The following is a 21121-nucleotide window of genomic DNA, read 5'->3' as shown; positions in this document are numbered from 1 at the left end:
CCCGGCCCTGGTCTGCGAGCGGCTTCAGGGGATAGAGCGTAGACCAAGGCAGCCGCCCAGATTGAGCCGGCAGGAGCAGGCAAGAAAGGAACTAGAGCAGCTATTCAGCGAGGATCACATGACGAAAGACGAAAGCGAACAACTGGAAGAACTGCTCATGACCTGGTTCCACTGGGCCAAGGCGCACCGCGAGCATCTGGGCCACAGTCGTGTGGCGCCGGGATTCCAGGGCGTATCCGACATGGATGCCTATGGGGATGACGACGACACCGACGCGAAGCTGAACCGGTACACCGCCGAACAGGTAGATGTCTGCCTCAGTACGCTGCCGGTTGGCCTGCGCGCCGCTGTTGGGGTCAGCCTGCGGAACAAGGATGTGCCGAATCATGTATTCCGCAATCCGCGTTGTAGCCTGGAAGAGCAGCAGCGCCGCTACCAAGAAGCCAAGGAAATACTGCTGCCTATGTTGCGGCGGCGAGACATGATTAAGGTGGTCGCGTGAGGGGTTGCATTGCGTATCAACGTAGGTACCATCCTTTCCAAGTGGACGGCGCTCGTCCATAGGAAACGAAGCCTCGGCAGATGCCGGGGCTTTTTGCATTGGAGCCCTGTTATGGACAAACAACCGAAAGACGTTCGGCCCTGGGCAATCGCGCATGAGGGCTGGGACAGACTCCACTTCGACGATAAGCGCCTGTCTGCGTAATCGAGATGGTCCACATGGTGCAAGACCGTCGCGGCTACCCAGGAAGCCTGAAGCGAGATCAAGAGCGACGGGCAAAGCGGGAGTGGCTTGAGCCTTCCGAGCCTACACAGCTTGACCGCATAGAAGCCAAGCTCGACGCGCTGCTGGATGCACTGGCAGATGAAGGCGAAGAGATGGAACAGCCCGAGCTCACGCTTGATGGCGAGGCAGTAGGCGGTGAGCGGGACGATACCCAGCCTCTATGACCTGGCCCTTCCGAAAGCAGCCGGTAGTTGCTGGCTCCTTAGGGGTTAGCAAGATGACAGGGTTCGAGAAGGAAGTAGTAGAGGTGAAGCACGGATGGGTGCGATACCGCTTGGTATCTACGTCCGTAATCCCTCAGCCGTCCGAGGTCGCATCGGTGGGCCAGTTCCGTAGTTGGCACAAGCCGCTATGAGCAGCCAACCCTGGAGCGCTTGGTACAAGACCTGGCGCTGGCAGAAGTTGCGCGAACGTCACCTAAGGGCGCATCCCTTATGCGTGATGTGCGAGGCAGAGGGTAGGGTGACAGAGGCTAGGGTGTGCGATCACATCGAGCCACACAAGGGCGATCCAGAGAAGTTCTGGAACGGCCCCTTCCAGTCACTATGCAAAGCGCATCACGACTCAGACAAGCAATCGCTCGAGAAGTCCGGGCGCCGAAAGGTACAGATCGGGGTGGATGGCTACCCCATAGAGGGTATGCACCAGTCCGGTGCGGCCTCCGGAAGATGAGAAAAACTCTCATTTCCGACCTTGAAATGTTACAAATGGCCGGGGGGGATGGGTGCTCAAAAAATGAGCAACGCCACCAAGACCGGCCGCTCAACTCTTTTCTCATAAACGTCCAGAAAAAAGCGGGACGCAGTTAAAGGAAGAAATGGCACAACGCGGCAGGAAGTCTCAGGCAGAACTGATGACTTCGGCCCAAGTTGCGTCCGTTTCCAGCGATTCGCGACTTCGGGCTCCGGTGCACATTACGGACGCCGAGCGGATGGTCTGGGCGGAAGTGGTCAATGACCAGCCCGCGACCGCCTTCTCACCCACGCATAGTCCCCTGCTGGAGCAGTACTGTCGTCACGTTGTCCAGGCTCGATTGCTGGCAGACGAGATCATGAACTTCGATCGCACTTGGCTGGCTGATGATGATGGGCTCAAGCGGTACGACCGGCTGCTTTCAATGCAAGAGCGGGAAGGCCGGGCTGCGTCTTCGTTGGCTACGCGGCTGCGCATCACGCGCCAGGCCACGGCCGACCCGAAGACCGTGGGCCGTGCGAACGGTCGGCAGGCAAAGTCTAAGAAGCCTTGGGAACTCGTCGACGGCTGACGCGTGGCGACCGCAACATTGCCTGGATTGAGCAGTACTGCCGAATCCCCGAAGGCAAGTTGGTAGGTAAGCCGGTAAAGCTGACGAAGCACCAACGCGGCTGGATCAAGCAGATTTACGACAGCCCGACGCGGCTGTTCATCCTGAGCATGGCTCGGAAGAACGCCAAAACGGCGCTGTCTGCTTTCCTTTTGCTGCTCCACCTGTGTGGGCCAGAGGCGAAGCCGAACAGCCAGTTGTACAGCGCGGCGCAGTCCCGGGAGCAGGCGGCAATCCTGTTTGCCCTGGCGGCCAAGGTGGTGCGGATGTCGCCGGATCTGTCCGAGTACGTGTTGATCCGAGATACGGCTAAGCAGTTGTTTTGCACGGAGATGGGAACGCTTTACCGGGCGCTGTCCGCAGAGGCCAGCACCGCTTACGGTCTGAGCCCCGCCTTCACCATCCATGACGAGTTGGGCCAAGTGCGAGGCCCTAGATTTGAGCTTTACGAAGCCCTTGAGACGGCCAGCGCTGCGCAGGATTCGCCGCTGTCGATCGTGATCAGCACCCAAGCGCCTACGGACGCGGACTTGCTTAGTCTGCTGATCGACGACGCGCTGACGGGTGCCGATCCACGGCAGAAGGTGGTGCTGCATACGGCACCGATGGAGTTGGAAGCGTTCTCGGATGAAGCGATAAGAGCGGCAAACCCGCACTTTGACGACTTCATGAACAAGGACGAGGTGCGCCGCCAAGCGGCAGACGCCAAGCGCATGCCTAGCCGGGAAAACTCGTACCGCAACCTGATCCTGAATCAGCGCGTGGAGGCGCATAACCCATTTGTGTCCCGGGCTATCTGGGAAGAAAACGGTGCGCAGCCGGAGATGCTGGCGGGCAAGACGGTATACGGCGGCCTCGATCTGTCCAGCGTGTCGGACTTGACCGCTTTGGTGCTGGTGTCAGACGAGGGCGATGTCCACCCGAGGTTCTGGCTTCCCGAGGAAGGGTTAGCCGAGAAGTCCCGTAATGACCGCGTGCCATACGACGTGTGGGCCGACCAGGGGCTGCTTCTGACCACGCCAGGCCGGGCAATTGAATACGAGTTCATCGCTCATGAACTGCGCAAGGTGTTCGACACGTGCAACGTCGTAGCTCTGGCGTTTGACCGGGCCATGATGCGATTCCTGAAGCCCTGGCTGATTCGGGTCGGCTTCACCGAAGAGGAACTGGCGAAGTTCGTTGAGTTCGGCCAGGGGTTCATGTCAATGAGCCCGGCCTTGCGCGAACTTGAGGCCCGCTTATTGGGAGCGAAGTTAAAGCATGGCGAGCATCCGGTACTGACCATGTGCGCGATGAACGCTGCGGTCGTCCAGGATCCTGCGGGAAATCGGAAGTTCACGAAGGCGAAGTCTTCAGGCCGGATTGACGGCATGGTCTCGCTGGCGATGGCGGTGGCGGCAATGCCACCGGAGCAGGCGCCCACCGTCGCCGAGTACAAAGTTTTCTTCGTATGACCATGAAAATCATAACCATGCCCGCCCAGAGCGGGCTTTTTGCATTGGGAGGCCTGCATGCCTGACAAGCTCAATACCCGCGCATACAGCCTCTTGGAAATCAAGGCGCTGGACGAATCGAAGCGCGAGATAACCGGTATTGCCACCACGCCCGAGCCTGATCGCGTGGGCGACGTCGTGGAACCGCTGGGCGCCAAGTTTGCCGCCGAGTTGCCGCTTCTGTGGCAGCACCAGCATGACAAGCCTGTCGGCACCGCAAAGTTCGGGAAGCCCACCAAGAACGGCATTCCTTTCACCGCCTCGCTGCCAGTCATTGACGAGCCGGGCGCCCTGAAGGATCTGGTCGACATGGCCTGGCAGTCGGTGAAGGCCAAGCTCGTGCGCGGGGTGTCTATCGGCTTTCGCGCGATTGAGTACAGCTTTATCGAGAACGGCGGCGTGCGCTTCTCGGAAACGGAGATCTTCGAGCTGAGCCTCGTGACGATCCCGGCCAATGCGTCCGCCTCCATTCACAGCATCAAAAGTATCGACACCGCTCTGCGCGCCGCGTCTGGCAATGAAGCGCAGGGCGATGAAGAAGCAGGGCGAAAGCCCGTATCTCCCGGCGTCTCGGGAACCAAGAAACAGCCCGCCACTGGCGGGTTTTTTTATACCCGAACGAAAGGGAAACAGACCATGAACGTGCAAGAACAAATCAAGGCGCTGGATGACAAGCGCGCCGCGCTCACCAACGAGCGCACCACCATTCAATCCAAGGCGGTGGACGAAGGCCGAACCAAGGATTCCCAAGAGCAGGAGCGGTTTGCTGAAATCACCGCTGAAGTGGACGCGATCGACAAAGAACTGATCGATCTGCGCGTCATGGAAAAGGACCTCATCGCCGCTGCGAAGCCGGTGAAGGGTCATACCGAGAAGGAAGCCAGCGATTCGCGGGGCATGCTGCCGGTCTCGGTCAAGGACACAACCAAGCTGGAAAAAGGCATCGAGTTCGCGCGCTTTGCGATGTGCCAATTGGCCGCCAAGGGCAACCCGGAAATGGCCCTGAAGCTGGCCAAGAATCACTACCCGCAAAACGAGCGAGTCGTCAAAGCGCTGGAATTGCAGGCCAACGGCCTGAACCTCGGTATGTTGATGAAGGCCACGGTAGAAGCCGGCACGACGCTGGACGCGACCTGGGCTGGTCCGCTCGTCGACTACCAGAACTTTGCCGGGGACTTCGTGGACTTCTTGCGTCCGCGTACCATCATCGGCCAATTCGGCCAAGGCTCGGTACCGTCGTTGAACCGCATCCCGTTCAATGTCCGCATCGGTGGCCAGACGACTGGCGGCAATGCCTACTGGGTGGGTGAAGGCGCGCCGAAGCCCCTGACCTCGTTCGACTTCACTGCCACCGAACTGCGCTGGAACAAGGTCGCAGCGATCAGTGTTCTGACGAACGAGCTGATCCGATTCAGCAATCCGAGCGCGGAACGTCTCGTTCGTGATGGTCTGGCGGCGGCGGTCATCGAACGCATTGATATCGACTTCATCGATCCGGCGAAGACCGCTGTGGCGAACGTTTCCCCGGCGTCGATCACGAACGGCGCAACCGCCATCGCGTCCAGCGGTTCGGACGCAGCCGCAGTGCGCGCAGACATTCAAGCGCTGTGGGCTCCGTTTATCACGGCCCGCAACGCCCCGCGCAATGCCGTGTACATCATGGACAGCACTACGGCCCTGGCCTTGAGCCTGATGCAGAACCCGCTTGGTCAGTCGGAATTCCCCGGGTTGACGATGAACGGCGGTACGTTCATGGGCGTCCCGGTCGTGGTTTCCGACTACCTGCCGACGAGCTCTGCCGGCGGCATTGTCGTCCTGGCAAACGCCTCCGATATCTGGCTGGCTGACGATGGTCAGGTCACGGTAGACGCTTCGCAAGAGGCGTCGCTTCAGATGCTGGACAACCCCACCAACAACAGCGGCACCGGTACGGCCACGTCGTTGGTTTCGATGTTCCAGACCAACAGCACGGCATTCCGCGCTGAGCGCTACATCAACTGGGCGCGCCGCCGTGCCTCGGGTGTGGCCTATCTGACGGGCGTGAGCTGGGGCGCCTAACTAGCCTTCTGGTTCAAGGGGCCTTCGAAGGGAGGCCCCTTCTACAAGATGGAAAGGGATAACAATGAACAGAGTCACATTCACCTATAAGAATGGTCGTGAACGCGTTATGTCCAAGCGCGACGCAGAAATTCTCAAGGCCTTGGGCCACGGCGTTTATATGACTCGTGATTTGGTCGCGGATCGTACAGTGGCGCCGAGCGAGAATGCGTCTGACGCCAAACCGAAGCGCAAATACACGCGCCAACAAAAGGTTATGGGATGAAGCTCGGGGTGCGTTCGCTTCTGTCCAAGTGGCTAGCTCCTGTGGACGGTCGTGGAAGAGGCGGCTGGTGGCCGTTTGTCCGTGAGCCGTACCCCGGTGGCTGGCAGAAGAATGACGAGTGGACGGCTGAAGACTTGCTGTGTTCGCCCATCGTATATGCCTGCATAACCCTGATTTCGAACGATATCGGAAAGCTGCGCACGAGACTCGTAGCGAAGGATTCAAACGGAATTTGGTCAGAGGTAGAAGGGAACTCTCCATTTTGGCCGGTTCTGCGCCATCCGAACCGTTATCAGAACCACATCCAGTTCAAGCAGTGGTGGATCATGTCGAAGCTTCGACATGGAAACACCTATGTCTTGAAGGAGCGTGACGCGCGGGGTGTGGTCATGCGCCTTCACGTCTTGGACCCTTGCCGGGTAACGCCCCTCGTTTCGGATGATGGGTCGGTTTACTACCAGTTGAGCCAAGACAACCTTGCTGGCGTGCGCACTGCCAGCGAAACGGTCCCTGCCAGCGAGATCATCCATGACCGGATGAACTGCCTATACCACCCGTTGGTCGGCATCTCGCCCCTTTTCGCAGCTGCCATAGCGGCGGGTATTGGGATCAAGATACAACGCAACACCGCGACATTCTTCGGCAACAACGCGAATCCAGGTGGGATTCTCGTTGCGCCTGGCAATATCACTGCCGAGAACGCTGCCGCGATCAAAGCAGCTTGGGAGACTGGGTATTCCGGAGTGAATGCCGGGAAGGTGGCTGTGCTGGGCGATGGCATGAAATTCGAGCCGATGAGCCGCAACGCAACCGACTCTCAGCTCATTCAGATTTTGAATTGGTCTGACGAGCGCATTTGTTCCGTGTTTCATGTACCCGGATACAAGGTCGGCGTTGGTCAAGCCCCCAGCTACAACAACATCGAAGCGCTTGACCGCGGCTACTACTCTGGCTGCCTACAGTCTCCCATTGAAGAGATGGAGGCGTGTCTTGACGATGGCCTGGGTTTGGATGGAGTGAGCAAGGGAGTTGACCTGGATCTGGACGGCTTGATGCGTATGGACACTAAGACCCAGATGGAAGCGCTGAAGATTGGCGTGGACGCCGGGATCATCGCGCCGAACGAAGGTCGCAAGCAAGTCAACCTGCCGCCGCTGGACGGTGGCGATACCGTCTACATGCAACAGCAGGACTTCCCGCTGGATCAGGTCCGGCAGAACAAGATCGTTCAGCCTTCCCAGGAGCCGGCCCCGGTTCCGTCACCGGCCGAAGTTTCGGATGAAGACAAGTCGCTGATCTTGGAAGCCAAATCCTTAATCGCGACCCAGAAGGCAATTGAAGCCATGCGAAAAGCCGCCAAACCGGAGCCAGCCCATGTTGTTTGACCCCGAGAAGTTCGGCCAAGCGATGGGCGAGGCTATCCGCCAAGCCGTCGAGCCGTTGCAGAAGCAGATCGCTGAACTGACGGAGAAGCTTGCCGAACGGCCCGACCTCTCCGAGGAAATTGCAGCCGCCGTCAAGGCAGCGGTGGACAGCATTCCGAAGCCTAAGGACGGTCGAGACGCCGACATGGAGCAGGTCGAAGACCTGGTTGCAAAGGCGGTGGGCGCGCTCCCCCAGCCAAAAGATGGCGCGCCGGCGGATATGGAAGCCCTGCGTGAGCATCTTTCGGAATTGGTGGCGAAACTACCTCGACCGTCTGACGGCAAGTCCGTCACGGCCGAAGACGTAGCGCCGGTTCTGGAAATGCAGGTGGCCAAGTGGGCGTTGGAGTTCGAACGGCGAGCCCAGGACACGCTACAGAAGGCAATCGACAAAATTCCGGTGCCGAAAGATGGAACTGATGGCCGTGACGGGCTTGGATTCGAAGACCTTGAGGTCGAATTCGACGGCGTAAAGACGGTGACATTCAAGCTCGTTCGTGGTGATCTGACGAAGCAATTCGATCTGACCATGCCGGTCGTGGTCGACTGCGGGATATTCAAAGAAGGCCACGTGTACACGCCCGGCGATTCCGTGACATGGGCCGGGTCGTATTGGATTGCCCAAAAGGACACCGGCGCGAAGCCTGACAGCCCCGAAAGCGGATGGCGCTTGGCCGTTAAGAAGGGCCGGGATGGGAAGGACGGCCGGAACGGCGTCGACAAGACAGCCCCGGTGAAGCTATGAAGCTCGTTACGTTGCAACAGTGCCGGGACAACATCCGTTCTGATACGGATGCTGACGACGCCGATCTGGCAATGAAGATCGAAGCCGCCAGCGATGCCGTGATGGACTATCTGGGCGAGTACGGTGCCACGTTTACGGATTCCTCCGGACTCGTAGAGGTGGATTCAAACGGCGACCCGGTGGGTGTGCCTGCCCGGGTACAGCAGGCCACTATCTTGACGGTGGCGTATCTGTACCGAGAGCGTGATGGATCGCAGGAGTTCTCTGTTGGCGACCAGTGGGGATACGGATATGCGTTGCCCAAGGCGGCCACCGCATTGATCTACAGCCTGCGCAAGCCTACGGTGGTCTGATGCTCGACTCTGGAAAGCTGCGCCACCGCGTTTCGATTGAGCGCGTCTCGTACGTGCAAGACACCACGACCGGAGCGATGGTCGAGACCTGGGCGGAAATCGCCAAGGTTTGGGCAGCCGTCGAGCCGCTGTCTGCTCGGGAGTTTGTGCAGTCGGCGGCGGGTCAGTCCGAAGTGACGGCGCGAATCACGATCCGTGCTCGCGAGATCCTGGCCACTGATCGCATCATCCATCGTGGCACTGTCTACAACATCCGAGGCGTGCTTGCCGACAAGGATAGTGGGCTCGAATACCTGACTCTGCCGGTCGCGGCCGGGTTGAACGAGGGCTGAATTGGAGTTTGTGTTGCTGGCACCGGGTCCGAGCATGAGCCGTGACCTGGCTGAATCGCTGCGCGGTAAGCGTGTAGGGGTGGTCAGCAACGTGTTTGAACTGGCGCCTTGGGCGAACTTCCTGGCTGCGAATGATCGCGCCTGGTGGAGAGCCTACCCCGAGGCAATGAACTTTGCCGGACGGCGGTTCTCCAGCAGCGAGATGCATGGCGTGGAACGCTGTCGGCCTGGCAATACGCAGTGGGCTAGCGGGGTTCTAGCGTTGCAGGTTGCGGTGAATCTCGGCGCAAGTCGGATCCGACTGTATGGCTTTGATATGCACGGGTCGCATTTCTTCGGTGAATACACAAACGGTTTGGTGAATACGAAGCCGTTCCGGCGCGCTGTGCATCTGCACCAGTTTCGAGACTGGGCACGAGCCAACAGCGGGATTGAGGTTGTGAACTGTACGCCGGGCTCGGCGCTGGATTGCTTCCCAATGGGGGCAGCTTGATCGTTCGTGGCATGAAGGGATTAGGCGACAACATTTACCAACGCGCCTTCGTGAAGAAGTTGCAAGACCCGGTCTATCTTGAAACGCCCTGGCCGGAGTTGTATGAAGACCTGCCCGATGTGAAGTTCGTTCGTTCTGAAACGGCGTTGCGGACTCAATCCAAGAATATGGCGAGGCAGGACGAGGCTCGTTGGGTGAAGGCCCCGAGGGATACGACGGTCTCTGTCCAGTATGGGACAGCGGGCATCGTTACCGGGATGCGCCGGTGCTTTGGGGTAACGCCTGGGGAATTTGACCTACCTGACTTCGGCCCGTCACCAATTGCAGGGCGGTACATGGTGGTGCGACCAGCGACGGTTAGAGCGGAATGGGTGGCAGAAGCGCGCAACCCGCTGACCATGTACATCGCCGAGGCCGCTGAAGTGGCTCGGGCGGCTGGATATAGGGTCATTTCGGTGGCCGATCTGGAGCCAGGCAAGGAGTGGGCTGTGGGCAAGTTGCCACCGGCTGACAAGGTTTATCACGGCGGTGAGTTCAGTGTCCGGCAGCTTATGGCATTGGTCCGAGGGGCTGCGGCGGTGATAGGCGGCATCGGCTGGATTCTGCCGGCCGCCATCGCTATGAAGGTGCCTGCCTGGATCATCTGCGGCGGGCAGGGCGGATTCAACGCCCCAGAACTAATTGCGGACGAGAAGTACATGGACCTGAGCCGGATTCGGTTCTCGGTCCCGGACAACCTTTGCCGGTGCCGGCAGAGACAACACAACTGCGACAAGCGAATCAAGAACCATGCAAGTGACTTTGCCGACTGGCTGCGAAGACTCCCTGATCTGGTGGCCTGAGTTGGGCATGGGGTTCCATCCCCGTCCCGCGATGGACTACACGACCAGCTATTGGGAAGAGTTCCGCCAGCGTGACTCGTCGCCGATGGGTGAACTGCTGACGGAAGCGCGATTGTGCCTGGTGCGTCGGCATTACGCTGGCCAGGTCGTGGACATTGGTATCGGTGGTGGTCGATTCGTGGAGTACGCGGCCGCGCAGGGCTATGACGTCAACGCAGAGGCCAACGAGTGGTTGCGCCAGCGGGACGCATACTGCGACCCGTACAGCCGTCCGGTGGATGCGATCACGTGCTGGGACAGCCTCGAACACATCCCCGACCCGGCTGCACTGCTGGCCCAAGTTCGCGAATGGGCGTTCGTTGCCATCCCTATCTTCGAAGATGGCGATGGCGTTCCGGCAAGCCGCCACTACAAGCCCGGCGAGCACATTTGGTATTTCTCCCATCGCGGCCTAATCGACTGGATGAAGGCCCAGGGCTTTGTCTGCATGGAACACAACGACGCTGAGACGGAACTCAGCCGCGAAGGCATCCGCAGCTACGCGTTCATGAGGATAAAATGAAGGTCGAGGTCAAGCTTTCCGGCGTCGACGGCGTTCTGGCCACGCTCAAAAGCTTGCCTGCCGAGATCGTATCGAAGCGTGGCGGCCCGGTGAAGCTGGCTCTGGCCAAAGGTGCCAGGCTGATTCGGGACGAGGCCAAGAAGAACTTGCGAAGAGCAATTGCCATGCCAGGAAAGACAGGCATAACCACGACGACTGGCTTCACTGAAAAGAACGTAGTAGCCATGCGCAAGAATCTGCGCGATGGCACGAAGGGCGAGCGATATATCGTCACGGTGAAGTACGAAAAACACCCTGCGGGAAATCAGCGACGGCGAGCTACCAGAAGAATGGCCGATTCTAAGCGGAGGATCCGTAAACGGACTTTGCAAGAGATCCGTGCTAATGACATCGCATTCATGATGGAGTACGGAACGAGCAAGCAGGCCGCGACTCCCTGGCTCCGCCCTGCTGTAACACAACATGGAGCAGCCGCGATCAACGTGATCACTCAGGATCTGAACAAACGTATCGAAAAGGTAGTGTCCGAAATGGGCGCCAAGAACCGGAACAAGTAATGCTGCCAGCCGTATTTCAAACCCTCAAGACAGCCGCTGTGCTCGCAATCGTAGGTGGCGACCCTGTGCGCATATTCCGCCACGGCGCCGCGCCGCAAGATACAGACAGGCCGTACGTGACTTGGTTTGAAGTTAGCGGACAGCCGTTCGACCAGATCAGCGGCGTTCCGTGCGGCGATTTTGATAGCGTGCAGATTGATTGTTGGTCCATGGACGATGCCCAGGTCGACGCTTTGGCCACAGCTGTGCGTGACGCCATAGACGCCGCAGGGTTTTCTAACCGATTGGCCGTCAACCAGCGCGACCCAGACACAAAGCTATTTCGAATTGGCCTTCAGGCCGACTTCATTAACTCCCGATAGATCCCTACTACCTAGTTTTGCCTTGCCCGCCTCGAGCGGGCTTTTTCTTTTGGAGCCCGCAATGACCGCTGGAATCGTAAAAACCCAAGGTACCGAGCTGTACTTCAAGACTGCCGACTCGACGCCTGTGTTGGTGAAGATGGCTTGCCCTACCGGCATTACCGGCCTGGGTGGCGCCGCAGATCAGTTGGAAACCACCTGCCTGGACACGCAGGACGACAAGGAATACACGGGCGGCCTCGGCAACCCTGGCCAGGTTTCGGTCCCCTTCAACTTCATCCCGACGAACGCGTCGCAACAGGATCTGTTCGACATGAAGGCTCGCCGCGATGTGCTGGACTGGATCGTCCTGCTGTCTGACGGCACGGCCGCCCCGACGCTGGATTCGAACGACGAGATCGACCCTCCGGCAGGACGATCCAGCATCAAGTTCGAAGGCTACATCGCCGACTTGAATCTGGACATTGCCACCAATGAGATTGTGCGCGGCACGCTGACGATTCAGCGTTCCGGCCCGGTCATCCTGACGCCGAAGGCATGAGCATGCTGGATAAGTCCCTATTCGTAACTCCTAACGTTCACGAACGCGAAGTCGAGTTGGCTGACGGTACCAAGCACAAGCTGCATTTCCGGGAGTACTCAGGTGTCGTGTTTGCCAAGTACGCCGTCGCCGCGCGTTCGGAAGACCTTGAGCAGCGATCAAAGGCAATGGCGATTCTCATCGCCGCGAGCCTGTGCAAAGAAGACGGTCAACCGGCTTTGACGTTCGACCAGGCCTGCGAGCTGAAGCCGGCGCCGATGAACGCCATTTTCCGTGCCGCGTTGGAGGCAAACGGATATGGAAAGGATGAAGCGGGAAAAGCATCCGGGCCGGAAGCGACGAATGGTTCTGGCACGTCCTAGCGCTGGCGCTCGGCGGTCGCACGATTGCCGAGCTACAGGCAAGCATGTCTCGGATGGAATTCGAACGGTGGATGCACTTTTACGAGCGATTCCCATTCGACGACATGCACCGGTATCACCGACCAGCTGCTCTGGTTGCCAGGAGCATGGGCGGAAGCGACGTTGGACCGTTGATTGACTGGCTGGCCCACCCCCTCGTCAAAGAACACACAGACGCCGATTTGCGCACGTTGAAGGCGTTTGGCTTTAAACCTCAGGATACCTAATGGCAACAGCCGGCAGCATCGTCGTAGACCTGCTCATGAAGACGGGTTCGTTTGAGACGGATGCCCAACGTGCGTCCAAGATTTCCGAGAAGCGATTCAAGGAGATCGAGAAGCAGGCGAAGGATGCGGCCACCTCAGTTAGCGGCGCATTCACCGGGCTGCTGAGCGGTGCATTGCTGGGTGTCGGGGTGGGTACGATCTTCGGCAAGTTCATCGAGGAGACGAAGAACGCCCAAAATGAACAGGCTCAGTTGGCGGCCGTTCTCAAATCCACGGGCAATGCAGCAGGCTTTACCGCGTCTGAACTGAACAAGATGGCCAGTGGTATGGCCGGGTTTGTTAGCGAAGGCGACATTAACCGCGCTCAAACCCGGTTGCTTTCCTATACGGGAGTTGTAGGGGAAGAATTCCCGAGGGCGCTCCAGGCCGCCATCGATATGTCCGTTCGCTTGGGCATGACGGTTGAGCAGTCGGCAGAAACTGTGGGCAAGGCCCTTGATGTGCCAAGCAAGGGCTTGGATGCTCTTTCGAAGCAGGGCTTCCGGTTTACGGAAGAGCAGAAGAAGTTGGTCAAGTCTCTGGAAGATACCGGGCGCGTAGCAGAAGCTCAGGATGTTGTCCTTAAGGCTTTGGAGTCGTCCTACGGTGGGGCTGCGGAAGCCGCGAGGAACACCCTCGGCGGTGCGCTGCAAGCGTTGCAGAACCAGATTGACGATCTCATGACCGGCGATGACGGCAGTGTCAATGGCCTTACGTCGGCAGTGAACGACTTTACAGATCTTCTCGGATCGTCCGAAACCAAGGCGACGTTTGCAGCATTCACGCAGTTCCTGGCAGAAGTCGCGACCGGCCTGGTTACGGTAATCAATGAGTTCACCAAGGCGGCTAGGGCAGCGGATAGCTGGCTAGAAGCGATCAATGTCAAGGTCGCCGATACCATCTTTGGCGACTCGGATCCGGCAAAGGAAGTCGAAAATATTACAAGGCGGTTGAACGAGAACCGTGAGGCAGTCGAGAAGCTCAGGGCGGCGCAGGCGGCCAATCCTTCCGGCAAGTCGGAGAACATGTTTGGCTTTGAGCAAAACGAGAACTATCAGCAGCGCATCAACGCCATTCAGGAGGCGATCAAGGCGGGAGAGGCGCGGCTAGTGTTCGCGCAGGGACGTTTAGGCGCCCAAGACAAGAAGTTGATGGAGGGCCTTTCCGGTGTCGACGAGACCGGCGCTCCGACCCCAACGCTAGATCCGATCCGAGCTACCGCGTCATCTGCTGGTGGTGGCGGAGGAAGCAGCAAGGAAAAGATTGATCAAGGTCAGAAGCTGATCGATCAGATGAACCAGCGCATCGCCCTAGTCGGGAAGGAGACCGAGTACGAAAAGCTCCTAGAGCAAGTTCGTATTGGGTCTGTGACCTTCAAGACCCAGGCCCAAAAAGATGAGGCCTTGGCGTCGGCACAAACGCTCGACTTCATCAACGAGCAGAACAAGGCCTATGCAGAGACTCAGGCCCATCTCGAGAAGATGTCTAAGGTGTCTCAGGACACGGCATCTGAAATGGACGAGTTCGCCCGTGAAGCGGCGCGCAGCATCCAAAATTCTCTCGGTGATGGCTTGTACAGCATCCTATCTGGAAACTTTGATGACATCGGTCAGAAGTTCGCCGATACGTTGACCCGCATGGCAGCCGATGCGGCTGCTGCAAACCTGGCTGGAGTGCTGTTCGGCGATTATGGGAAAACGGGTCAGATCGGCGGTTTGGTCGGGGGTATTGCTGCCTCGTTGTTCGGAAGTTCTATCTCGGCATCTCCCAACTACACGTCTGGGGGCACTGCGGTTGGAAGCTTTGACGGCATGACTCGAACTTTTGCGAGTGGCGGTTATACCGGCGCCGGAGGCAAGTACGACCCAGCAGGAATTGTCCACGCTGGCGAATATGTGATCCCAGCTGATGCCACCCGTAGGCTCGGTGTTGGGTTTCTGGACCGCCTGAAGGGATATGCGGATGGCGGCTATGTGGGCGCCGGTTCGATGCCGTCCGTGGCGGGCTCCAACACCCGCGTTGAGATCGTGAACAACGGCACTCCGCAGCAAGTTTCCAGTGCCAACCGGTCCTTTGATGCGCAAGGCGAAGTGATCCGCATCGTAGTGCGTGATATCCAACGCAACGGTGATACGGCTAAGGCTATCAAGGGGATGCCAGCATGAGCGTGTTCCCCGCGTACGCAAAGATCCTTCTGTCCGGCTTTACTGAAGAGGCTGATTATGGAGTTCTACGGACCGAGATGGATAGCGGGATTGCTAAGCAACGTCCAACACGATCGTTGGCGATTGTTCGTCGCACCGTGACCATTCACGTGGATTCAGTGGCCGACAAGATTGCATTTGACCAGTGGCGGCGGGTGGATCTTGCTGGCAGTACTGGCTGGTTTGATTGGGTCGATCCTTTGGACGGCATAACCAAGCAAACGCGGATCGTTGATGGAACGCTCCAATGGTCGAGCCCCGGAAAGGTCTGGCGCGCGTCCGGGCAGATAGAGACGGTGGGCTGATATGCCGGTCAATTATTCGGATGCTGCCCAGCAGAACTTACTTGCTACGAGCGCGGACGAGCCGTTCCTTGTTGCCGTAGAGATCCTGCACCCTGATCTGGTAGTCCCTGCTCGATTTGTCAACGACAGCCAGAACATAACTATCCAGGGCGACGAGTACTTCGCCACCGCGTTCCGCGTAGCGTTGCCGGATGACAAAGAGCAGCAGCTACCTCAAGCACGTCTTGAGGTTGACAACGTTGGGCGCGAGCTAACGCAATGGCTTGAGTTCAGCAGAGGCGGGAAGGGGGCACGTTGCAGAATTATTCAGGTACTGCGCAGTGACCCGAACCTTATTGAATTCGACATGACGATGGACCTTACGGGTCTGGTCGTGAACAACTTGGTGGTAAGCGGAGTCCTGGGGTACCAGAACACATTGGGGCAAAGCGCTGTGGCCGTGCGCTACGACCCCAAGACGGCGCCGGGTCTGTGGTGATGCACTGGTCAGATAAGTACGTCGGGTTGCCTTACGTTCCGGAGACTGGAGATTGTGCGGCCCTTGCCGCCAGAGTGTCGGCCGAAGTATTCGGTGTTCGGCCGCATCTCCCGGTTTCGCATGCTCAATCTCTGCGCGATCAGTCGGCACAAATCATCGAATGCCGGGAGGATCTGGCCGAGCGCGTCGAGAACGCGACGGACGGATGCCCGGCATTGTTTATAGGTCGAGGACGGCTCTGCCACATCGGCGTCATGTGTTGGATCGCTCACGAATGGTGGGTCCTGCACGCGGACAAATCGGCCGGCTCAGTCATCCGTCAGCGCTTACGAGACATGACGCGCATTCACTTCAAGCTTGAGGGGTATTACCGGTGGAAGTCGTAAAGTCTACCCCGTCGCTTGTCCACCTTCCGCATCCGGTGACTGCCAATGGAAAGAGCCTCTGCTACGCGGCGTTTCTGCCCGGCGAGACTTTGGGAGCTTACTTAGACCGTATCGGGCTGAGGGTGGTCGAAGCTCCGATGGATGTCTGGCAGAACGGAAGGCGAGTGCCCTCTGCTCTCTGGCGCCGACTCATCCCTCGGCAGGGCGACCAGATCATTGTTCGCGCCAAGATGGAAGGCGGCGGCGGTGGTGGCAAGATCTTGCGCACGGTGGCGCTCGTCGCTCTGGTCATCGTCAGCGCTGGTTATGGCGCGGCTTTAGGAGGGGCACTTGGGTTTACGGGTGCTACAGCGGGAGCGATTGGTAGTAGCGTGATCATGTTGGCTGGAACGGTCTTGATCAATGCGCTTCTTCCGATGCCCCTGCCTACCGCCGCCAAGTTGGGCGCTGGCCAGAAATACGAGTCGAGTCCGACGTACGCGATCCAGGGAGGACGCAACCGACCCCGCCCTTGGGAGCCGCTACCAATAATCATGGGGCGCCATCGGATTGTTCCCGACCTAGGCGCGAATACGTGGACGAATCAGCTCGGCGATGATCAGTTTCTGAATCAGGTCTTCAATTTTGGCCTGCAAGGGATGGATCTGAACCTTCGTGATTTCAAGATTGGGAACACCCCGATTGAGTCGTATGACGGTGTTCAGATGCAGCGTGCGGGACCCGACGGAGTCCTGTCGATGTTCCCTGGGAATGTGGATACGCTTCAGGGCTTCTCGCTGAATGCTACTGACGGCTGGCAGACCCGCACAACGCCTCCTTCCGTTTACTCCATCACCGTTGAATTGGCGTCTCGCCTATTCAGAGTGGCGGATGACGGTTCGATGGAAAGCCGGCGCGTGGACTTCCGGATTCAGTATCGCCAGGTGGGCACGACCGATTGGCTAGAACTCGGCTATATCAATGCGGTGTATGCCACACATTATTGGTCGGCCCGTTTGTTTCCGGGTGGCACGACTCAGGTGATGATGGGCACGACCAACTACGGGGATCACACTGAAGGCGAGATCTTCATGCAAGCTGATCCCGTAACAGGCCAGGTCTACACGGGTCAATGGATGTGGGTTCCGCATCCTTACCAACTGGGTCAGCCCTGGCAGGGTATCGCGCCTGACCCTATGGTTACCCCTGGTAGTCCTGGATATCGGCTTTGGGGAAATAGGCAAGAGCCCACACGCGCCCAAATAAACTGGGATGTCCCTGGTGCGCAAGGCCGGCAGTTCGAAGTGCGAGTGATGAAGGTGACTCCGGACGTCAACGACAGCCGAGAGTCAAATGAGACTGCGGTGAGTCAAATCCTCGCATATCAAGGAGATCCCGCTGACTACACTGGCCAAGCTCGGATCGCTCTGCGAATAAAGGCGACCGGGCAGTTGAACGGCGCCGTAGACGAATTTAGCGCGATCGGTAGCGCAACATGCCCCGTTTGGAACGGCAGCAGTTGGGTGAATCAGGAGACGTCCAATCCGGCGTGGTGGTTTCTATGGTTTGCCAGGGGCCGCCGAGACCCTTCCGGACGCCGCATGTATGGAGTTGGCCTAGCGGATTCCGACATCGACATAGAAGGTATCAAAGCATGGGCTGCATGGTGTGATGCGAACCGTTTGACGTTTAACTATGTGCTGGACCGTAAGGTCAGTTCGGCCGATGCTCTCGACACCATCGCCAGAGCGGGTCGCGCTGCCAAGACGCAACAGACTGGCAAGTTGGGCGTAGTTTGGAACGCTGAGAATTTGCCAGAAGTGGCCACCTTCGGCCCCTTCAATATCAGGGCTGGGTCGTTCCAGTTGGCATACACCAACGAATCCACTGTGGACGAAATCGTCCTCAGTTTTGTGGATGAAGCGAGAAATTGGACTCTCAATGAAGTTCGGGTAATCGTGCCTGGCGCGGCGGCAACCAACAATCCTTTGCAGTTAGATCTTGACGGTTGCACCAACGTTGATATGGCGGGGCGAGAGGCGAATCTTATTGCTGCTTCTCAGGTCTGGCACCGTAGACGTGCGACGTTTGAGACAGACATTGAAGGATTCGTTGCGACTAAAGGCGACGTCATCCGTCTTACCCACGATCTAACAGTGTGGGGTTACTCGGGCCGCATGATGCCAGGAAGCTCAAGTGGCTCCGGCTCCGTTCTGCCCAAGGTTGTTCTCGACAGCCAGGTTCCGTCCGATGGCAATGGGATCGCCCTGTTGCGAGATCCGGCAGGGAATATGAAAGTGGTGTCTGTGACGTCTGCTGTGGGAGAGGTGACAGAGTTTCAGATAGTCACCGATTTGGGCGGCTTCAAGATGCCCGGCGACGCGCCTTACGAGGACGTGACTCCCCTGGATTGGGTGTGGCAGTTCGGACCGCTGGAGATGCCCGGAAGGCGGTTCAAGATCACCAGTGTGGAGCCGTCAGCGGAAGGGGTGAAATTCTCGGCCATAGACGATGACCCTGGGTACTACGCAAGCGAAAACAATCCCTACATCTACACACCGCCCAGGGATGGGGCTTTGCTCGGTGGGGTGATCTTTTCCGTACGTTTCAATGAAGCAATTCGCAGCGTACAGAACGACTCCATTGATGTGCAAATTGACTGGACCATCTCCATTTCTAGCCGGGTCCAGATCAACTATTCGATCAATGGTATTGCGCAGCAGCCGTTCACGACTGAAGCACGACAGGCGACCATTTCGGCGAAGACCGGTGATGTCCTTGTCGCGGCTATTCGGCCCATCAACGCAGTCGGAACGGGGCAGCCATTCACCGCGACTTATACGGTTCAAGGTCTGCTTTCTCCGCTGCCTGCACTGACTGGGCTGACAAGCGTCTTCAGAGATGGGCTTACCACTCTCGTCTGGAACCCTGTCGTCGATATTCGCCAGCCGGACTATGAGGTTCGGCTGGGCAGTTCGTGGGCTAATTCCCGAACCGTTGGAACGACGCGCAACTTGGACATGTTGGCTGTCGGAAATGGTACGTACTTCGTGGCAGCCCGGTTCCAGACACGTGGCGTGACGATCTATGGGCCGGCGGACAGCGTCCAAATCTCCGGCGCCGTTCTGGTACGGAACGTTCTGGTCACCGTGCAAGAGGATCCGGCGTGGAGCGGAACCCTCTCAGGAGGTGCATACGTCCATGATGGTGAACTTACCCTTGTGGGCGTGGGCGACATTTTGTCCGCACCTAATGTACTTGGGTTGGAAGATGTCCTGTGGTTCGGCGGGGTTGGAACCTCCGGAACCTACACCACGAACGCATCCAACATCGTGGATCTTGGCTACGTCGCGCCCGTTCGCGTGGATTTTGAGATCGACGAATACGCGTTGAATTTCGGCGAAGACTTCCTTGCCCTAGCCGACGTTCTGAGCGAAGTGGACGTTCTCAATGACTCCAACCGCCAGCACTACCGAGTCCGGCCTCAGATCCAGTCGGCGCTGGACGACGGTGTGTTTGGCGAGTGGCAGGACTACATCCCCGGGACGATCAACGCTCGTTATTTCAACGTGCGCCTTGTCCTGGAAACGGATCAGCCGCTGATCGTTCCGTTTGTCCGTCACTTCTCTTGGACCATCGACGTTCCAGACCTAGTTCAGTCTGGCACCGGCGTTACGGTCCCGGCTGGTGGCCTAAGGGTCAATTTTCCGAAGCACTTCCACATGAAGCCGAATCTTCAGGTCACGACGATTGACGCCGTGGACGGCGATTGGTCGTCCGTTCTCCAAGATGTGGATCCCGAAGAGGGTTTCAACATTCAGATGTTTAACAATGCGACTCCGGTGGAGCGCGTGGTCAATTGGCTAGCACAAGGGTATTGATATGCAAGAAACTATCGCGATTTCTACTACGCCTCCGCTCCCCGGTCTCCAGATGGTGCAGCAAGCCAATGCTGCAATCGCAACCGTTGCCACGGACTTCGCGGGAGATACGGACCCAGCAGCTCTGGCGGCGCCGTTCATGACCTGGGCCAACACGTCCACTGGAGTCGTCTACCGCCGCAATGCGGCTGGAACAGCTTGGGTGGAGGTTGGACGGGTGTTTGAGCGACCTTTCTACCAGAGCGATGCAGCAAGCGGTCTGATCCCGACTGGCGGGTTCAAGAACTTGCTCATTAACGGCAAGTTCAACATCAATCAGCGCGCCGTTTCCGGAACCGTTACGCTCGCCGCTGGTGCCTATGGGCATGACCGCTGGAAGGCTGGTAGCGGTGGATGCACCTATACGTTCTCCACGTCCGCAGGAGTGACGACGCTAACGATCTCGGCGGGTACGCTCGTCCAAGTCGTCGAAGGGAACAATCTTCGGTCGGGTGACCATGCGCTTTCTTGGACCGGCACCGCGACGGGGCGAATTGCCGCGGGCGGCTTCGCAACAAGCCCCGTGACCGGCACGGTGACCGGGGGCACGAACACCAATATTGAGTTTGGTACCGGTACGCTCTCGCTACCTCAGTTTGAAGCGGGTCTCAACCCAACCACGTTTGAGAATCGTCCAACGAAAGCCGAAATGGATCTGTGCGTCTGGTATACGCGGGTTCTACGCACTGTCGCATCTGCCCGTATTTACGGCATGTGCCAAGTTGTCAGCACCACAGTCGCTGAAGGGCTTCTTGAGTTTGGCCCGATGCGTGCCCCCCCCTCGATTACGAATAGCGGGGCAATCGCTGTAACAGCGTCGGGTGGTGGCGCTGTCGGACTGTCTTCACTGATATTCAACGCCATTAGCGATTCCTCTGCCGGCATCGGCGCAACTGCAAACTCTGCCGCCTTGGTGCAGGGAAGTTCGTCGAAGCTCATCGGCAACGCTGTGGGTGCCACCATCACCATTTCTGCGGAGCTCTGACTATGTACCGAATTATCGACAGCACGACCATTTACCGGACAACCGATTCCACTTCCATTCCTGTGCATCCTGAGAACGCC

At 58.3% G+C, this 21121-nt stretch carries 21 protein-coding genes; all 21 read left to right on the top strand.

All coding sequences use genetic code 11. The annotated features are described in order from the left end of the window. Window positions 1–118: 118 nt before the first annotated feature. The 21 genes from AC0Z35_RS13935 (at window position 119) to AC0Z35_RS13835 (ending at window position 21041) form a co-directional block, all read left to right on the top strand. Complete coding sequence (locus tag AC0Z35_RS13935) at window positions 119–502, top strand: hypothetical protein (RefSeq protein ID WP_485132449.1); 384 nt, start codon at window positions 119–121, stop codon at window positions 500–502. Window positions 503–720: 218 nt separating this feature from the next. Beyond that, window positions 721–951, top strand: coding sequence for a hypothetical protein (locus AC0Z35_RS13930; protein ID WP_485132450.1), 231 nt, complete (start codon window positions 721–723; stop codon window positions 949–951). Between the two features lie 689 nt (window positions 952–1640). Next, window positions 1641–2051 (top strand): hypothetical protein, encoded by a 411-nt coding sequence (locus AC0Z35_RS13925; RefSeq protein WP_485132451.1) that lies wholly within the window; start codon window positions 1641–1643, stop codon window positions 2049–2051. After that, on the top strand, window positions 2030–3544 hold the full coding sequence (locus tag AC0Z35_RS13920) for a terminase TerL endonuclease subunit (RefSeq protein ID WP_485132452.1): 1515 nt from the start codon (window positions 2030–2032) through the stop codon (window positions 3542–3544). The genes AC0Z35_RS13925 and AC0Z35_RS13920 overlap by 22 nt, the downstream gene beginning before the upstream one ends. Window positions 3545–3601: 57 nt before the next feature. Next, window positions 3602–5641, top strand: a complete 2040-nt coding sequence (locus tag AC0Z35_RS13915; RefSeq protein ID WP_485132453.1) for a phage major capsid protein — start codon at window positions 3602–3604, stop codon at window positions 5639–5641. 261 nt (window positions 5642–5902) lie between these two features. After that, window positions 5903–7291: a phage portal protein gene (locus tag AC0Z35_RS13910; protein ID WP_485132454.1), complete on the top strand. Its 1389-nt coding sequence runs from the start codon at window positions 5903–5905 to the stop codon at window positions 7289–7291. Continuing rightward, window positions 7281–8075: a FliH/SctL family protein gene (locus AC0Z35_RS13905; protein WP_485132455.1), complete on the top strand. Its 795-nt coding sequence runs from the start codon at window positions 7281–7283 to the stop codon at window positions 8073–8075. Before AC0Z35_RS13910 ends, AC0Z35_RS13905 begins: the two co-directional genes overlap by 11 nt. After that, window positions 8072–8428 carry a head-tail connector protein gene (locus tag AC0Z35_RS13900; protein ID WP_485132456.1) on the top strand — a complete coding sequence of 119 codons (357 nt, stop codon included), beginning with the start codon at window positions 8072–8074 and terminating at the stop codon, window positions 8426–8428. The genes AC0Z35_RS13905 and AC0Z35_RS13900 overlap by 4 nt, the downstream gene beginning before the upstream one ends. After that, window positions 8428–8760, top strand: a complete 333-nt coding sequence (locus tag AC0Z35_RS13895) for a phage head closure protein (protein WP_485132457.1) — start codon at window positions 8428–8430, stop codon at window positions 8758–8760. Before AC0Z35_RS13900 ends, AC0Z35_RS13895 begins: the two co-directional genes overlap by 1 nt. A 34-nt stretch (window positions 8761–8794) precedes the next feature. Then, the gene (locus AC0Z35_RS13890) at window positions 8795–9253 is read left to right on the top strand and encodes a hypothetical protein (protein ID WP_485132458.1); all 459 of its coding nucleotides are present in this window, start codon (window positions 8795–8797) and stop codon (window positions 9251–9253) included. Then, window positions 9250–10095: a hypothetical protein gene (locus tag AC0Z35_RS13885; RefSeq protein WP_485132459.1), complete on the top strand. Its 846-nt coding sequence runs from the start codon at window positions 9250–9252 to the stop codon at window positions 10093–10095. The genes AC0Z35_RS13890 and AC0Z35_RS13885 overlap by 4 nt, the downstream gene beginning before the upstream one ends. Next, entirely contained in the window at window positions 10043–10657 is a 615-nt protein-coding gene (locus tag AC0Z35_RS13880) for a class I SAM-dependent methyltransferase (RefSeq protein WP_485133313.1), read from the top strand. The genes AC0Z35_RS13885 and AC0Z35_RS13880 overlap by 53 nt, the downstream gene beginning before the upstream one ends. Then, the gene (locus AC0Z35_RS13875) at window positions 10654–11214 is read left to right on the top strand and encodes a hypothetical protein (RefSeq protein WP_485132461.1); all 561 of its coding nucleotides are present in this window, start codon (window positions 10654–10656) and stop codon (window positions 11212–11214) included. The genes AC0Z35_RS13880 and AC0Z35_RS13875 overlap by 4 nt, the downstream gene beginning before the upstream one ends. Next, entirely contained in the window at window positions 11214–11576 is a 363-nt protein-coding gene (locus AC0Z35_RS13870) for a DUF3168 domain-containing protein (RefSeq protein WP_485132462.1), read from the top strand. Before AC0Z35_RS13875 ends, AC0Z35_RS13870 begins: the two co-directional genes overlap by 1 nt. Before the next feature lie 61 nt (window positions 11577–11637). Beyond that, window positions 11638–12117 (top strand): phage tail tube protein, encoded by a 480-nt coding sequence (locus tag AC0Z35_RS13865; protein WP_485132463.1) that lies wholly within the window; start codon window positions 11638–11640, stop codon window positions 12115–12117. Beyond that, the gene (locus AC0Z35_RS13860) at window positions 12114–12479 is read left to right on the top strand and encodes a phage tail assembly chaperone family protein, TAC (RefSeq protein ID WP_485132464.1); all 366 of its coding nucleotides are present in this window, start codon (window positions 12114–12116) and stop codon (window positions 12477–12479) included. Before AC0Z35_RS13865 ends, AC0Z35_RS13860 begins: the two co-directional genes overlap by 4 nt. Window positions 12480–12744: 265 nt before the next feature. Next, window positions 12745–14949 (top strand): phage tail length tape measure family protein, encoded by a 2205-nt coding sequence (locus AC0Z35_RS13855; protein ID WP_485132465.1) that lies wholly within the window; start codon window positions 12745–12747, stop codon window positions 14947–14949. Continuing rightward, entirely contained in the window at window positions 14946–15293 is a 348-nt protein-coding gene (locus AC0Z35_RS13850; RefSeq protein WP_485132466.1) for a hypothetical protein, read from the top strand. Before AC0Z35_RS13855 ends, AC0Z35_RS13850 begins: the two co-directional genes overlap by 4 nt. A gap of 1 nt (window position 15294) precedes the next feature. Continuing rightward, window positions 15295–15771, top strand: a complete 477-nt coding sequence (locus AC0Z35_RS13845; protein WP_448717267.1) for a DUF1833 family protein — start codon at window positions 15295–15297, stop codon at window positions 15769–15771. A 373-nt stretch (window positions 15772–16144) separates the two neighbouring features. Then, a complete protein-coding gene (locus AC0Z35_RS13840; protein ID WP_485132467.1) occupies window positions 16145–20017 on the top strand; it encodes a TipJ family phage tail tip protein in 3873 nt (1290 codons plus the stop codon). A gap of 1 nt (window position 20018) precedes the next feature. Beyond that, entirely contained in the window at window positions 20019–21041 is a 1023-nt protein-coding gene (locus AC0Z35_RS13835; protein ID WP_485132468.1) for a hypothetical protein, read from the top strand. Window positions 21042–21121 lie beyond the last annotated feature (80 nt).

It is taken from the genome of Achromobacter sp. 1L-A-4-B-C2, from assembly GCF_057291955.1.
This window is presented reverse-complemented; position numbering and strand designations above follow the sequence as displayed.

Excerpts from the sequence above, each read along its gene's own strand:
- AC0Z35_RS13935 (WP_485132449.1), top strand. The coding sequence starts at position 119 with ATGACGAAAGACGAAAGCGAACAACTGGAAGAACTGCTCATGACCTGG.
- AC0Z35_RS13930 (WP_485132450.1), top strand. The coding sequence starts at position 721 with ATGGTGCAAGACCGTCGCGGCTACCCAGGAAGCCTGAAGCGAGATCAA.
- AC0Z35_RS13925 (WP_485132451.1), top strand. The coding sequence starts at position 1,641 with ATGACTTCGGCCCAAGTTGCGTCCGTTTCCAGCGATTCGCGACTTCGG.
- AC0Z35_RS13915 (WP_485132453.1), top strand. The coding sequence starts at position 3,602 with ATGCCTGACAAGCTCAATACCCGCGCATACAGCCTCTTGGAAATCAAG.
- AC0Z35_RS13910 (WP_485132454.1), top strand. The coding sequence starts at position 5,903 with ATGAAGCTCGGGGTGCGTTCGCTTCTGTCCAAGTGGCTAGCTCCTGTG.
- AC0Z35_RS13905 (WP_485132455.1), top strand. The coding sequence starts at position 7,281 with ATGTTGTTTGACCCCGAGAAGTTCGGCCAAGCGATGGGCGAGGCTATC.
- AC0Z35_RS13900 (WP_485132456.1), top strand. The coding sequence starts at position 8,072 with ATGAAGCTCGTTACGTTGCAACAGTGCCGGGACAACATCCGTTCTGAT.
- AC0Z35_RS13895 (WP_485132457.1), top strand. The coding sequence starts at position 8,428 with ATGCTCGACTCTGGAAAGCTGCGCCACCGCGTTTCGATTGAGCGCGTC.
- AC0Z35_RS13890 (WP_485132458.1), top strand. The coding sequence starts at position 8,795 with ATGAGCCGTGACCTGGCTGAATCGCTGCGCGGTAAGCGTGTAGGGGTG.
- AC0Z35_RS13880 (WP_485133313.1), top strand. The coding sequence starts at position 10,043 with ATGCAAGTGACTTTGCCGACTGGCTGCGAAGACTCCCTGATCTGGTGG.
- AC0Z35_RS13875 (WP_485132461.1), top strand. The coding sequence starts at position 10,654 with ATGAAGGTCGAGGTCAAGCTTTCCGGCGTCGACGGCGTTCTGGCCACG.
- AC0Z35_RS13870 (WP_485132462.1), top strand. The coding sequence starts at position 11,214 with ATGCTGCCAGCCGTATTTCAAACCCTCAAGACAGCCGCTGTGCTCGCA.
- AC0Z35_RS13865 (WP_485132463.1), top strand. The coding sequence starts at position 11,638 with ATGACCGCTGGAATCGTAAAAACCCAAGGTACCGAGCTGTACTTCAAG.
- AC0Z35_RS13860 (WP_485132464.1), top strand. The coding sequence starts at position 12,114 with ATGAGCATGCTGGATAAGTCCCTATTCGTAACTCCTAACGTTCACGAA.
- AC0Z35_RS13855 (WP_485132465.1), top strand. The coding sequence starts at position 12,745 with ATGGCAACAGCCGGCAGCATCGTCGTAGACCTGCTCATGAAGACGGGT.
- AC0Z35_RS13850 (WP_485132466.1), top strand. The coding sequence starts at position 14,946 with ATGAGCGTGTTCCCCGCGTACGCAAAGATCCTTCTGTCCGGCTTTACT.
- AC0Z35_RS13845 (WP_448717267.1), top strand. The coding sequence starts at position 15,295 with ATGCCGGTCAATTATTCGGATGCTGCCCAGCAGAACTTACTTGCTACG.
- AC0Z35_RS13835 (WP_485132468.1), top strand. The coding sequence starts at position 20,019 with ATGCAAGAAACTATCGCGATTTCTACTACGCCTCCGCTCCCCGGTCTC.